The organism is Kitasatospora sp. NPDC090308, assembly GCF_044769485.1.
Lineage (GTDB): Bacteria > Actinomycetota > Actinomycetes > Streptomycetales > Streptomycetaceae > Kitasatospora > Kitasatospora fiedleri.
On record NZ_JBIVXY010000003.1, the window covers coordinates 286,823 to 299,598 of the forward strand.

Sequence of the window (12,776 nt, forward strand, 5' to 3'; positions counted from 1 at the left end):
GTCCGCCCCACCCCACCCCGTCCCACCTCTCCCCAGGAGCAGACCCCATGCGTGCCGTCCTCTTCGACCGCTACGGCGACCCCGACGTCCTCACCGAGGCCGAACTGCCCGTGCCCGAGCCCGGCCCGGGCCAGATCTCCGTCGACGTCACCCACGCCGGGGTGAACTTCGCCGAGGTGATGTTCCGCCGCGGCCAGATCCAGGTCGGCCTCCCGCACGTCCCCGGCCTGGAGGCGACCGGCACGGTGCGGGCCGTCGGCGAGGGCGTCACCGGGCTGCGCCCCGGGCAGCGGGTCACCGCGCTCACCCTGGACGGCGGCGGCTACGCCGAGGTCGTGCTGGCCCGCGCCGACCTGACGGTCGTCCTGGAGGGCCCGCGGGCGATCGCCGACCCGGCCCTCGCCGCCGCCTTCCCCTGCAACGTGCCGGTCGCCCTGGGCCTGCTGGAGTCCGCCGCCCGGCTGCTCCCCGGCGAGAGCGTCCTGGTGCTGGCCGCGGCCGGTGGGGTCGGCACCGCCGCCGCGCAGATCGCCCGCCGGGCCGGGGCCTCCCTGGTGCTCGGCGCCGCGAGCACCGTCACCAAGGCCAAGTACGCCGCCGACTTCGGCTACGACGAGGTCGTCCCCTACGAGGCGCTGGCCGAGCTGGTCGCGGACCGCACCGACGGCCGCGGCGTCGACGTGGTCCTCGACTCGGTCGGCGGCGAGCAGCGCGCCGCGGCGGCCGGGCTGCTCGCCCCGCTGGGCCGCCAGCTGATCTTCGGCGACGCCGCCCAGCAGGACGCGCCGGTCCAGCCCGACCACCTGTGGTTCGGCTCCCGGGCCCTGGTCGGCTACAACATCGGCGACCTGGCGCACCGCGCCCCCGAGCTGGTGCGCGGGCACCTGGAGCGGGCCGCCGAGCTGGTCGCCGCCGGTGACGTCCGGGTGGACTTCACCGAGTTCGCCCTCGCCGACGCCGCCGAGGCCCACCGCACCCTCACCGACCGCTCCTCCACCGGCAAGCTGGTGCTGCGGGTGAACGGCTGATCCGGATGCTCCTGTTCTCCTTCCCGGCCGGCGGCTTCGGCACCAACTGCTACGTGCTGGCCGCCGAACCGGGCGGGCCCTGCCTGGTGGTCGACCCCGGGCAGGCCGCCACCGAACCGCTGCTGCGGCTGTTCGCCGAGCACCGGCTGGAGCCGGCGGCGCTGCTGCTCACCCACGGGCACATGGACCACAGCTGGTGCGCCCGGGAACTGGGCGCGCGGACCGGCGCGCCGGCCGTGCTGCACGCCGCCGACCGCTTCATGCTCGCCGACCCGGCCGCGCCGCTGCCCCCGACCTTCCCCGGCCGCCTGCTCGCGGGCTACCCGGAGAGCGAACCGGAACGGCTGACCCTCCTGGAGGGCTCCGCCGACCTGGAACTGGCCGGACTGCGGGTCCGGGCCCACCACAGCCCGGGGCACACCGAGGGCTCCACGATGTTCCGGGTCGACCCGGTCCGGGACGGCGACCCCGCCCTCCTGTTCACCGGCGACACCCTGCTCGCCGACCGCCTCGGCGACTCCGGCCTCCCCGGCGGCAGCCGCACCCGGCTGGAGTCCTCGCTGCGCCGCGTCTGCGGCCCGCTGGACGACAGCACGGTGCTGCTCCCCGGCCACGGCCCGGCCGCCGCGCTCGGCACCGCCCGCCGCGGCCTCCCGCTGCTGCGCGGCGAGGCCGCCTGAACCCCCGTCGCGCCACCGGGCTTTCCCCCGGACCCGGTGGCGCGACGGGCCCATGTCCGGGGCGGGCGCACGTCCGGGACGGGACGGGCTCGCGGGCGGGACGGGACGACGGGACGGACGCCGCCCGCCGACGCCGGGTCGGGCGCCCGTCAGGGCAGCGCCGTCGCCGTGTCGTGCGCGGCGAGCGCGGCGCGCAGGGTGAGCAGGTCGGGGCCGCGGACGGCGTCCAGGCCGGTGAGGTCGGCGGTGCGGCGCAGCCGGTAGTCGACGGTGTTGGGGTGCACCTGGAGGTGGGTGGCGGTGCGCCGGCGGTCGAGGCCGCAGGCGAGGAACGCCCGCAGGGTGGCCAGCAGTTCGGGGCGTCCGACCAGCGGGGCGAGCAGCGCGGCCAGCGCGTCGCGGGCCGGGCCGGGGCGGCTGAGCTGGTACTCGACCAGGACGTCGTCCAGCAGGTGCAGGCCGGGGCCGCGGCCGGTGGCCTCGGCGACCCGGCGGACCCCGGCGGCCAGCCGGGCGGCGTCGGCGACCTCCTCGGGGACGGCGCGGGCGGCCCCGGCCGTCAGGTCGGCGCCGCAGGCCCGGGCGAGCCGGTCGACCAGGTCGGTGAGCGCGGCGCGGTCGGGGGCCGGGTCGGGGGAGTCGTCCGGCAGCAGCACCGGGCCGCCGTCGGCGGCCAGCGCGGCCAGCGGTACCCCGTCCGTGCGGCGCTCCAACTCGGCGCGCAGCCGCCGGAGTTTGCGCCGGGCGACGACCGAGCGGTTGACGCCGGGGCGGGACTCGTCGGGGTGCGGGCCGACGGCCAGCGAGAGCACCAGGTAGCGGGCGGGCAGCCGGATGCCGGCCCGGTCGGCGGCGGCGCGCGGGTCGCCGCCCTCCAGCAGCCGGGAGAGCAGCGCCTGCCGGGAGACCTGCTCGTCGCCGAGCGCGGCCTGCCGCTCCTGCACGTACCCGGCGGCGACCGCGCAGCTGACCACCCGCAGGTAGCCGAGCAGCCGGTCCTGGGCGGTGGCGATGTCGGGCAGGTCGGCGGGGGCGGCCTCGGCCAGCACCCGGGCCGCGCACAGCTGGGCGCCCAGGTGGTAGGCGCCGACCACGGACTCCAGCGGCACCCCCTCGTCGGCGCGGCGGGCCGAGGACTCCCTGATCCGGGCCAGCTCGGCCTCGCCCGGCAGCTCGCCGGTGCGCATCACCTCGACGAACGCCCGGATGCCGCGCTCGACCTGACGGGCCACCTCGCCGCGCAACTGCTCGGGCGGCAGCGCGTGGTAGGCCGGCAGCCGGTCCAGCAGCCGGGCCATCACCTCGCCGGCCAGCACGGGGGCCAGCGCGAGCAGCCGCAGGTGGACCGGCCGGCCGCCGAACCGGGGGCCTTCGACGGCGGGTTCGGGGACGGGTTCGGGGGCGGGCCCGGCGGCTTCGGCGGCGGACACCGGCGCGGGGCCGGGCCCGGCGGCGGTCCCGGCTCCGGTCCCGGCTCCGGTCGCGACCCCGTCCGCGGTTCCGGTGGTGGTGAGTTCGACGGTGGTGAGTCCGGCGGCGGGTCGGGCGTTGGGCGCGGTCACAATCCACCTCGCGAATCTCTGTGCGGCGGCCCGGCGACGGGGCCGGGCGGCGCGGTCATCATGGTTTCCCGGAGGTTACCTACCCGTAGGTAACTCCCGCGAGCCCCCACCGTTGTTCAGGTCGCGCGCCCCCACCCCCACCCAGAAACGGGAACCGCCATGAACCGAGCCGCCCGGTTGATCGCCACCGCCCTCGCCGCCGCCGCGGTCGCCACCGCAGCCCCCGTCGCCACCGCCGCCGCGGCGACCGCCACCACCGCGGCCGACCCGTTCTACCGCTACGACGGCAGCGCCCCGCTGTCCTCGATCGCGCCCGGCACCGTGCTCAAGACCCGCACCCTCTCGTACCACCTGCTCGGCCTGGCCACCCCCGTGCGGGCCGTCCAGCTGCTGTTCCGCACCACCGACGCGCAGGGCCGCCCCAGCGCGGGCGTCACCACCGTGGTGCGCGGGCTGGGCAGCGACGGCTCCAAGGCGGTCTCCTACCAGTCCTTCTACGACTCGCTGAACCCCGAGCACGCCCCGTCCCGGGCGGTCGCGGGCGACGTCAGCCTGGGCGGCGCGATCGCCAACGCCGAGTCGCTGTTCGTCGTCCCGTTCGTGCTCCAGGGCTACGACGTGGTGATCCCCGACACCGAGGGCCAGACCGCGGACTTCGCCGCCGGGCCCGAGTACGGCACCACCACGCTGGACTCGATCCGGGCCGCCTCCGCCTCGTCCGCCACCGGGATGAACGCGGACACCCGGTTCGGCATGCTCGGCTACTCCGGCGGCGCGATCGCCACCAACTGGGCCGCCGCCCTCGCCCCCGGCTACGCCCCCGACGTCAACCGCCGCCTGGTCGGCTTCGCCGAGGGCGGCCTGCTGGTCGACCCCGCGCACAACCTCAAGTACGTGGCCGGGGGCGTGGTGTGGCCCGGCGTCATCCCGATGGCGGTCACCGGCGTGGCCCGCGCGTACGGCTTCGACCTCCAGCCCTACCTGAGCGACTACGGCAAGCAGGTGTTCGCGAAGATGCAGGACGCCTCGATCGCCAACGCGCTCGGCCAGTACCCCGGCCTGACCTGGCAGAAGCTCGCCAAGCCCGCCTACGCCGACCCGAACTCGATCCCCGAGTTCCTGGAGGCCGTCAACAAGGTCAACCTCGGCTCGGCCGCCACCCCCACCGTCCCCGGCTACATCGCCCAGGGCAACGGCGGTGTCCTGGAGGGCACCTTCAGCAACGTCTCCGGCATCGGCACCGGCGACGGCGTGATGGTGGCCGGCGACGTCCGGGCGCTGGCCCGGCAGTACTGCGCCACCGGCAACGGCAGCATCAAGTACCAGCAGTACGACCTGCTCAGCCACCTCGGCGCGGCCGTCCCGTGGGCGCCCACCGCCGTGCTCTACCTGAACGACCGGTTCGCCGGGAAGGCCGCCCCGTCCGACTGCGGGCGCATCCCGGCCGGCAACTCGCTCGCCCCCGAGCGGCCCGCCGCCGCCGGGAGGTGACCCGCCGCGCGCCCGCCCCGCACCACGCCGGGGCGGGCGCGCCCGCGTCCGGGCCTACGTCCAGGCGACGGACACCACGACGGCGGCCGCGGTGAACGTCCCCACCGCGTAGAACGCCCACGGCCGCCGGGTGCGCATGCCCACCAGCGCGACCACCGCCACCAGGGCGTCCAGGCCGAGCTTCACGCCGATCTTCGGGTACAGCACCGGCAGGTCCAGGGCGTGCCGGGTCCAGACCAGCCCGGCGCCGGTGACCAGCTGCACCACCGCGCTGGACACCATGTACCCGCCCGTCACCGGGTCCTTCCCGCGCAGTTGGTAGAACAGCCCGCCCAGGATCGCGGCGAAGCCGAACAGGTGGAAGACGAGGAGGACGTACCGCAGGATCTCCATGCCAGTGATCTCTCCAGAACCGGTGGACACTTTCCGGTACTGAGAGCGATCCGCGGCCGGTCCCGTGACACGACAGGGCCGGTCGGCGGGGAGACGTGCGTCACACCGCGTCGTGTCACAGGCCCGGGAGCCGCCTCGTCCTGAGGGGTGGAGGCAGCAACCGAGCACGGAGGAGCACACGATGGACGCACGACTGGACTACTTCACCGACCCGGCCGCGGGCAGGGTCCTCAAGCACGTCATGACGGCCGGCCGGGAGCTGAAGGCCCTGCCGCTGCCCGCGGCCACCCAGGAACTGGTCGCCCTGCGGATCAGCCAGCTCAACGGCTGCGCGGTCTGCATCGACATGCACACCAAGGACGCCGCGCACGCCGGGGAGACCCAGCAGCGGCTCAACCTGGTCGCCGCCTGGCGCGAGGCCACCGTCTTCACCGGAGCCGAACGCGCCGCCCTCGAACTCGCCGAGCGGGGCACCCGGATCGCGGACGGTGCGGCCGGGGTCGACGACCGGGTGTGGGAGGCAGCCGCCCGGCACTACGACCGGGAGCAGCTCACCGCCCTCGTCATGCTGGTCTCGTTCATGAACATGGTGAACCGGTTGAACGCCATCACCCGGCAGCCCGCCGGCGACTACGTCGCGGGCTCGTTCCACTGAGCACGCCGAACGGCCGTACGAGGGAAGGGAGTTCCGAGATGAACAAGGTCGAGGAATTCGAGGAGCTGCGGCCGCTGCTCTTCTCGATCGCCTACCGGATCCTGGGCAGCGTGGCCGAGGCCGAGGACGCGGTGCAGGAGGGCTGGCTGCGCTACGCCGCCACGCCCACCCGGCCCGCGTCGGCCAAGGCGTACCTGTCGACCACCGTGACCAGGATCGCCATCGACGTGCTGCGCTCGGCCCGGGTCCGGCGCGAGGCCTACGTCGGGCCCTGGCTGCCCGAACCGCTGCTCGACGACCCGTACCAGGACCCGGCCCGCGCGGCCGAGCTGGCCGACTCGGTGTCGATGGCGGCGCTGCTGCTCCTGGAACGGCTCAGCCCGCTGGAGCGGTCGGTGTTCGTGCTGCGGGAGGTCTTCGCGTTCGGCTTCGACGAGGTCGCCGCGGCCGTCGGACGCTCGGAGGCGGCCTGCCGGCAGCTGCTCGTCCGGGCCCGCCGCCACATGGACGACGGCCGGCCCCGGTTCGAGGCCGACCGCCGGGAACAGCGGGAACTCGCGGAGCGCTTCTTCGAGGCGCTCTCCCGGGGCGACGTCGACGGTCTGCAGAACCTGCTCGCCGCCGACGTCCAACTGGTCGGGGACGGCGGTGGCAAGGCCCCGCAGCTGGCCCGGGCCGTTGCCGGGGCCGAGAACGTGGCCCGGCTGCTCGCGGTCGTCCACCCGCTGATGCTCCGCACCGGCATCGGCTGCGAACCGCGGCAGGTCAACGGGCAGCCCGGCGCGCTGTTCCGCGACCGTGACGGCCGGATCCTGCACACCCTCGTCCTGGACGTGCTCGACGGACGGATCCAGACCGTCCGCTCGGTCATCAACCCGGACAAGCTCGGCCACCTCGGTCCGGTCGCCGACGCCTGGGCCGTCGACCGGGAGGTCCGGGAGGCCCGCCGGTCGGAGCGCGAGCAGTAGCCGCACCGGAGGGGCCCGTCCGCAGCGCTGCGGACGGGCCCCTCCGGGGTACGACGCGGCGTCAGAGTTCGCGCGGGTACTGCTTGGCGCCGCTGCGGATGCGAAGCGCCGCGACGATCTCGGTGACGCCGATCACCACCAGGCCGCAGGCCGCCAGGATCGCCAGCGCGGTGATCGAGTGGGCGGGCCAGACCATCAGCACGACGCCCGCCAGCACGCTCAGGCCGCCGACGAAGCCCTGCCAGCCGCGGGCCGGCATCATCGGGTCCGAGGCCACCGCCGCCAGGTGCGTGATGCCGCGGAACAGCCAGCCGATGCCGATCCACAGCGCCAGCAGCAGCACCGACTGGGCCGCCGAACGGAAGCACAGCAGGCCCAGCAGCACGCAGATCGCGCCGCTGATGAACGCCAGCACCCGCAGCGCCGTCGACGCGTGCGTGCCGAACGCGCCGACCAGTTGCACCACGCCGATCACCAGCAGGTACAGGCCGAACAGCACGCCGACCACCCACAGCGTCTGCTTCGGCCACGCCAGCACGACCACCCCCAGCGCCAGCGAGATCAGCCCGCCCGCCAGCACCGCCTGCCAGGCCAGCCGGGCCAGCTGCTGGAACGGCCCGGGCAGGTCGTCGCGGGAGTCGATCCGGTACGGGGCACTCATGGCTCCTCCGAAGGGCGGGACGGAAACGGGCATGACACCCCCCAGCCTCCGCGCCCCACCACCCCCGGGGCGCGGCGGGATGCGCCGGACGGACGAACGGGCCGCCCCGTCCGCACCCGGATCCGCTACCGTCCGTTCACCCACCCGCCCTGACGGGCCGTCTACCATCTGACGGTATGACGGACCAGGGGCGGGGGAGCCCGGAGGACGGGGCCGAGCCGGGCGGGACGGAGCCGGACGCGGTCACGGGGACGGAAGCGGTCACGAGTACGGACGCGGACGCGGCGGGAACGGACGCGGCGGCCGAGCCGGACGGGCACTACATCGTGTGCGGCGGCAACTCGCTCGCGCACCGGCTGATCCTGGAGCTCACCGAGCAGTACGAGGTCCCGGTGGTCGCCGTGGTCCCCGACCGGTCCCGCGAGCACGCGCCCGCGATCGCCCAGATACCCGGCGTCACGGCCGTGCTGGAGCACTCCACCGTCACCGGCGAGGCGCTCGCCGCGGCCCGGGTCGAGCAGGCCCGCGGCATCGCGCTGATGGACGGCACCGACCAGGAGAACATCCACGCCGCGCTGGCCGCCGAGAACCGCAACCCCGGCGTCCGGATCGTGCTGCGGATCTTCAACCAGCGCCTGGGCGAGCACCTGGAGAAGCTGCTGCCCAACTGCGCCGCGCTCTCCGGCTCCGCCACCGCCGCGCCCGCCTTCGCCAACGGGGCCCTCGGCCACCCGCACACCGTCGAGGTCGGCGGGCGGCAGCTGTACGTCGCCTACGACGCCGACATCCGGTCCGACCAGATATGCCTGGTCGCCGACCGGATCGACCGCCAGGACCTCGGCCGGCTCCGGCTGCTGCCCGAGACCGGGGGCCGGGCCGCCGACTTCATCCGGATCGCCGAACTCCTGGGCGGCGGCGAGGTGCTGGGCCCGGTCGGCCGCCCCGACCCGGCGCCCGCCCGGGAACCCGGCGGCCTGGCCGCCCTGCAGCGCCTGGACACCGAACCGCCGCTGCGCCCGCCGCTGCGCAAGCGGCTCAAGTGGTGGCTGCTCGACAGCCTCAAGTACTTCACCAACACCCGGCTGCGGATGATCCTGATCACCGCGTTCGCGGCGATCGTGGTCGGCGGCCTGGTGCTGGCCACCCACACCACCCACCCCGGCGGCCTCGGCTGGACGGTGTACTTCACGCTGCTCGACGCGGCCGGCGCCGTCCAGCCCGACGTCCCGGGCGAGCAGGTGCTCGGCGACTCCTGGGCCCGGGCCGCCCAGGTGCTGATCACCTTCTGCGGCATCACCTTCGTCCCGGTCGCCACCGCCATCGTGGTCGAGGCGCTGGCCAGCGGGCGCCGCGGCCTGCCCCGCCCGCCCGGGGCCCGCACCCGCGACCACGTCATCGTGGTCGGCCTCGGCAACGTCGGCACCCGGGTCGCCACCCTGGTGCACGGCACCGGCCTGCCCGTGGTCTGCTTGGAGCGCGACCCGCAGGCCCGCGGCATCGCCGCCGCCCGCGCCCTGGGCATCCCGGTGCTGATCGGCGAGGGTCCGCTGGAGGCCCAGCTCAAGCAGGCCCGGGTCAAGCACGCCCGCGCCGTGGTCGCCGTCACCTCCGACGACGCCGCCAACCTGGAAGCCGCCCTGGAGGCCCGCGCGGTGCGGCCCGAAGTCCGGATCGTGGTGCGGCTGTTCGACGACGACTTCGCCCACCACGTGTACGCCACCCTGGGCAACGTCGCCTCCCGCTCGGTCTCCTACCTGGCCGCGCCCGCCTTCGCCGCCGCCCTGATGGGACGCGAGGTGCTCGGCACCCTCTCGGTCTTCCGCCACGTCCTGCTGATCGCCGAACTCGCGGTCGAGGAGGGCTCCGCGCTCGACGGCCGCAACACCGGCGACCTGGAGGGCCCCGGCGGCGTCCGGGTGCTCGCCGTCCGACTGCACCGGCGCCCCCACGACTACCAGTGGAACTTCGCCGACCGCTCCCGGCGGCTCGCCCCCGGCGACCGCGTGGTGATCGCCGCCACCCGGGCCGGACTCGCGCGCGTCATCCAGTGACGGTGTGTACAGTGACGGTTCGTCCGATGGCGGGGCGGGGGCCGCGGCGGCGTCGATGAGGGGACACCGGCACCGCAATCCCCCTCCTCCCACGCATCGGTGACGCAGCGTCAGGGCGGGCGGGGGGAGCCGTGCCGGTCCGGTCGCGCGCACCGGACCTCCCCTACGGAGCACTAATGATCCGCGCCGCCCTGCACGGCAACCCCGGGATGATCCCGGCCTTCCTGGTCCTCGCCCTGCTGCTCGCCGCCGCCGGGCACCGGCTCGCCCGGCGGCACGGCCTGCCGCGCCGGGCCGTCCTGCTGCTCGCGGTCGCCCTGGCCGGGGAGGTGGCCGTCACGCTCTACCCGACCTTCAGCGGGGGCGCCCCGGACCCGTCCTGCGCCTGGAGCGGCGACCCCGGGCTGGCGTTCTGCACCGAGCAGGGGCGGCTCAACCTCCTGATGTACCTGCCGATCGGCCTGTCCGCGGTCCTGGCCCTGGGCCGGCCGCTGGCCGCCGCCTGCGGGGTGCTCGCGCTGAGCGCCACCACCGAGACCGTCCAGGGGCTGCTGCCCGCGATCGGACGGGCCTGCGACAGCGCCGACTTCACCGTCAACGCCACCGGCGGCCTGCTCGGCGTGCTGCTCGGCTGCGCGGTGCGGCTGGTCCGGCGCCGCCGGATCGCCCCGGACCGGCGGGAGTGGCGGCTCACCGGCCTGCTGGTGGCCGCGGCGGGCGTGCCGGTGCTGCTGCTCCAGTCCTTCGTGCTGACGCCGACGGCCGCCACCGGCGCGGTCGAGGTGAGCGCGGAGCAGGAGCGGCTGGCCCGGCAGGACACCGCGCTGCTGTTCGGCCCGGACGCCCGGCTGATCCGCACCCAGCGCCTCCTGGACGCCGGGGTGGACCGGCTGACCGCCACCGTCGACCGGGGCTTCTTCACGGTGGACTGGCCCTCCGGGCGGCTGCGCGACCTCATCACCTTCCCCGCCGACCCGGGCGCCGCGCCGCCCGCCGTCCCCGCCGAGCAGGCCGCCGCGTCCGCGCGGGGCGTCCGCCCGGTGGCCGACGCTTTCGCCGTCCGCTGGCTGCCCGACCTCGCCCCGGCCACCGAGCCCGTCGTCACCCCCGGCGGCGGGCAGGACGGCAGCCACCGCTTCACCTACGGCACCGGCCCGGACGCGTTCTCCCTGGACGTCGCCCCGGACGGCCGACCGGTCCGGTTCGGCATCCGGCGCTGAGGGGGGCGGGGAGGCCCGGCCGGGCCGTCGGTGGCGCCGCGTAGGGTGCCCGTGACCGTGCCGGCGGGCGACCCGACAGGCGACCCGCCGGGCCACCCGACGCAGTGGGGAGCGCGCCCGTGCCGCAGCACCTGGCCGGCGGAGGACCGGCCACCGACCGACAGTCCGCGGACCCCGACGGCCTGGAGGCGCTGGCCCGCGACCTGTACCGGCGCAACGCCGAGCACCGCGGCGAGTGGACGCTGGACGGCGGCGGCCTGGTCCGGCGGCTCCGGGCGCTGCCGGTCGAGCGGCGGGTGTCGCTGCTGGTGCGCCTGGGCGAGGGGCTGGAGCAGGCGGCGGTGCACGCCCCGCCGGAGCGCCGCGGCCTGGCCGCGCTCCACGTGCTGCTGGCGGACGGGCTCTCGGACCGGGAGCTGGCGCCCTGGCGGGAGCCGCTGCTGGCCGAGGCGGCCGGGCGGCTGGCGCTGTGGGAGGGCTGGCGGCTGACCGCCCTGGTGGAGGCCGACCTGGCCGCCGGGCGGGAGCTGCCCGCCGCGGTGGTGGCGACCGTCCGGCGCTCGGCCGTGCTGGCCGCCGACCCGGCCGGACTCCCGTCCCTCGCCGCCCGGTTCACCGAGCCGCCGCTCAACCCCGGTGAGCCGTGGGCCGATCGGGCGCTCGCCGACCTGGCCGGTGCCGGGCCCGCCTGGCGGGAGCTGCTGGCCCACGCGCTGACCGCCACCGGGGCCAAGCCCGCCGCGCGGTGGCTGCGGGCCGGACGGCCGCTGGTGGACGCGGTCGGGCCGGGGCCGCTGCGCGAGGCCGTCGCCGGGTGGTTCGCGCTGACCGGGCAGCCGCGCCGGGACGGCCTGCCCTCCCCGTACCGCTCCGGCCCGGCCCTGCACGACCCCGACCCGTTCAACTGGCGCGCCCTGCAAGGGCTGTCCGCCCTGCTGGCGCTCACCCCGCCGCACCCCGACGGCGCCCGGGCCCTGGGCGTCCTGGCGGAGGCCGCGCTGATCCCGGCCCGCGGCCTGGGCCCGCGCTCGCCGCTGACCGCCGCGGCCGCCGTCCGCGCCCTGACCGCCCTCGGCGGCCCGGACGCCCGGGCCGAACTGGAGCGGCTGGCTGGGGCGTCGGCCCACAAGCCGACGCTGAAGGCGGTCGCGGCGGCGCTCACCGGCTGGGCGGACTGACCGGTTGGGCGGACCGACCGGCTGGGCCGGCCTACCGGCCCCGCCTACCGGCCCCGCCTACCGGCCCCGCCTACCGGTGGGTGAAGGAGGCCGGGCGCTTCTCGGCGAAGGCCGCCATGCCCTCCTTCTGGTCCGCGGTCGCGAAGGCGGCGTGGAACAGCCGCCGTTCGAAGCGGACGCCCTCGGCGAGGGTGGTCTCGAAGGCGCGGTTGACGGACTCCTTCATCATCACGGCGGCGGGCAGCGACATCGCGGCGATGGTCCCGGCGACGGCGACCGCCTCGGTGAGCAGCTGATCGGCGGGGACGATCCGGGAGACCAGGCCCGCCCGTTCGGCCTCCTCGGCGCCCATCATCCGGCCGGTCAGGCACAGGTCCATGGCCTTGGCCTTGCCGACGGCCCGGGTCAGCCGCTGCGAGCCGCCGATGCCGGGGATGACGCCGAGGGTGATCTCGGGCTGGCCGAACTTCGCGGTGTCGGCGGCGATCAGCACGTCGCAGAGCATCGCCAACTCGCAGCCGCCGCCCAGCGCGTAGCCCGCGACCGCGGCGACCACCGGCTTGCGCAGCCGGCCCAGCTCGTCCCAGGGGCCGAGCCAGTCGTCGAGGTAGACCTCGGGGAAGCGGTTGTCCTGCATCTCCTTGATGTCGGCGCCCGCGGCGAACGCCTTGGCGGAGCCGGTGATCACCAGCGCGCCGATCTCCGGGTCGCGGTCGAAGGACCGGGCCGCCGCCACCACCTCGTTCATCAGCTCGGTGCTGAGCGCGTTGAGCGCCTTGGGCCGGTTGAGGGTGATGATGCCGACCCGGCCCTCGCGGTCCACCAGGATCGTCTCGTACTCGGTCATCGCCGGTTCTTCCTCTCCACGCTGAGCGGGAACTCTGCCGCT

At 76.1% G+C, this 12,776-nt stretch carries 12 protein-coding genes; 8 read left to right on the forward strand and 4 right to left on the reverse strand.

Annotated elements, in window-relative coordinates; translation table 11 throughout:
- The first annotated feature begins 47 nt into the window (after nt 1-47).
- On the forward strand, nt 48-1,028 hold the full coding sequence (locus tag ACIQVD_RS08790; RefSeq protein ID WP_400678833.1) for a zinc-binding alcohol dehydrogenase family protein: 981 nt from the start codon (nt 48-50) through the stop codon (nt 1,026-1,028).
- A 5-nt stretch (nt 1,029-1,033) separates the two neighbouring features.
- A complete protein-coding gene (locus ACIQVD_RS08795; RefSeq protein ID WP_400678834.1) occupies nt 1,034-1,708 on the forward strand; it encodes an MBL fold metallo-hydrolase in 675 nt (224 codons plus the stop codon).
- 149 nt (nt 1,709-1,857) lie between these two features.
- Here the strand turns inward: ACIQVD_RS08795 and ACIQVD_RS08800 are convergent, their stop codons facing one another.
- Nucleotides 1,858-3,270 (reverse strand): PucR family transcriptional regulator, encoded by a 1,413-nt coding sequence (locus ACIQVD_RS08800; RefSeq protein ID WP_402287128.1) that lies wholly within the window; start codon nt 3,268-3,270, stop codon nt 1,858-1,860.
- A 159-nt stretch (nt 3,271-3,429) separates the two neighbouring features.
- Between ACIQVD_RS08800 and ACIQVD_RS08805 the strand changes: the two genes are divergently transcribed.
- Nucleotides 3,430-4,761, forward strand: coding sequence for a lipase family protein (locus tag ACIQVD_RS08805; RefSeq protein WP_402287131.1), 1,332 nt, complete (start codon nt 3,430-3,432; stop codon nt 4,759-4,761).
- A 54-nt stretch (nt 4,762-4,815) separates the two neighbouring features.
- On the opposite strand, the gene ACIQVD_RS08810 is transcribed toward ACIQVD_RS08805, so the two are convergent.
- Entirely contained in the window at nt 4,816-5,154 is a 339-nt protein-coding gene (locus ACIQVD_RS08810) for a hypothetical protein (RefSeq protein WP_402287133.1), read from the reverse strand.
- A gap of 181 nt (nt 5,155-5,335) precedes the next feature.
- Here ACIQVD_RS08810 and ACIQVD_RS08815 point away from each other — a divergent pair, with 181 nt between their 5' ends.
- Both ACIQVD_RS08815 and ACIQVD_RS08820 read left to right on the forward strand, forming a co-directional pair.
- A complete protein-coding gene (locus ACIQVD_RS08815) occupies nt 5,336-5,809 on the forward strand; it encodes a carboxymuconolactone decarboxylase family protein (protein ID WP_400678840.1) in 474 nt (157 codons plus the stop codon).
- A gap of 38 nt (nt 5,810-5,847) precedes the next feature.
- Nucleotides 5,848-6,777, forward strand: a complete 930-nt coding sequence (locus ACIQVD_RS08820; protein WP_400678841.1) for an RNA polymerase sigma-70 factor — start codon at nt 5,848-5,850, stop codon at nt 6,775-6,777.
- Nucleotides 6,778-6,838: 61 nt separating this feature from the next.
- Here ACIQVD_RS08820 and ACIQVD_RS08825 read toward each other — a convergent pair whose 3' ends face one another.
- Nucleotides 6,839-7,438, reverse strand: coding sequence for an HdeD family acid-resistance protein (locus ACIQVD_RS08825; RefSeq protein ID WP_282203253.1), 600 nt, complete (start codon nt 7,436-7,438; stop codon nt 6,839-6,841).
- Nucleotides 7,439-7,614: 176 nt separating this feature from the next.
- On the opposite strand from ACIQVD_RS08825, the gene ACIQVD_RS08830 reads away from it, so the two are divergent.
- The 3 genes from ACIQVD_RS08830 (at nt 7,615) to ACIQVD_RS08840 (ending at nt 11,887) form a co-directional block, all read left to right on the forward strand.
- On the forward strand, nt 7,615-9,489 hold the full coding sequence (locus tag ACIQVD_RS08830) for an NAD-binding protein (RefSeq protein WP_402287137.1): 1,875 nt from the start codon (nt 7,615-7,617) through the stop codon (nt 9,487-9,489).
- 176 nt (nt 9,490-9,665) lie between these two features.
- Entirely contained in the window at nt 9,666-10,709 is a 1,044-nt protein-coding gene (locus ACIQVD_RS08835) for a VanZ family protein (protein WP_402287140.1), read from the forward strand.
- Between the two features lie 119 nt (nt 10,710-10,828).
- Entirely contained in the window at nt 10,829-11,887 is a 1,059-nt protein-coding gene (locus ACIQVD_RS08840) for a hypothetical protein (RefSeq protein WP_402287142.1), read from the forward strand.
- Between the two features lie 70 nt (nt 11,888-11,957).
- On the opposite strand, the gene ACIQVD_RS08845 is transcribed toward ACIQVD_RS08840, so the two are convergent.
- Nucleotides 11,958-12,734: an enoyl-CoA hydratase gene (locus tag ACIQVD_RS08845; protein ID WP_402287144.1), complete on the reverse strand. Its 777-nt coding sequence runs from the start codon at nt 12,732-12,734 to the stop codon at nt 11,958-11,960.
- Between the last annotated feature and the right edge of the window lie 42 nt (nt 12,735-12,776).

What these genes read in the sequence shown, in the direction of transcription:
- ACIQVD_RS08790 (WP_400678833.1), top strand. Translation starts at nt 48, where the DNA reads ATGCGTGCCGTCCTCTTCGACCGCTACGGCGACCCCGACGTCCTCACC.
- ACIQVD_RS08795 (WP_400678834.1), top strand. Translation starts at nt 1,034, where the DNA reads ATGCTCCTGTTCTCCTTCCCGGCCGGCGGCTTCGGCACCAACTGCTAC.
- ACIQVD_RS08805 (WP_402287131.1), top strand. Translation starts at nt 3,430, where the DNA reads ATGAACCGAGCCGCCCGGTTGATCGCCACCGCCCTCGCCGCCGCCGCG.
- ACIQVD_RS08810 (WP_402287133.1), bottom strand. Translation starts at nt 5,154, where the DNA reads ATGGAGATCCTGCGGTACGTCCTCCTCGTCTTCCACCTGTTCGGCTTC.
- ACIQVD_RS08815 (WP_400678840.1), top strand. Translation starts at nt 5,336, where the DNA reads ATGGACGCACGACTGGACTACTTCACCGACCCGGCCGCGGGCAGGGTC.
- ACIQVD_RS08820 (WP_400678841.1), top strand. Translation starts at nt 5,848, where the DNA reads ATGAACAAGGTCGAGGAATTCGAGGAGCTGCGGCCGCTGCTCTTCTCG.
- ACIQVD_RS08825 (WP_282203253.1), bottom strand. Translation starts at nt 7,438, where the DNA reads ATGAGTGCCCCGTACCGGATCGACTCCCGCGACGACCTGCCCGGGCCG.
- ACIQVD_RS08830 (WP_402287137.1), top strand. Translation starts at nt 7,615, where the DNA reads ATGACGGACCAGGGGCGGGGGAGCCCGGAGGACGGGGCCGAGCCGGGC.
- ACIQVD_RS08835 (WP_402287140.1), top strand. Translation starts at nt 9,666, where the DNA reads ATGATCCGCGCCGCCCTGCACGGCAACCCCGGGATGATCCCGGCCTTC.
- ACIQVD_RS08845 (WP_402287144.1), bottom strand. Translation starts at nt 12,734, where the DNA reads ATGACCGAGTACGAGACGATCCTGGTGGACCGCGAGGGCCGGGTCGGC.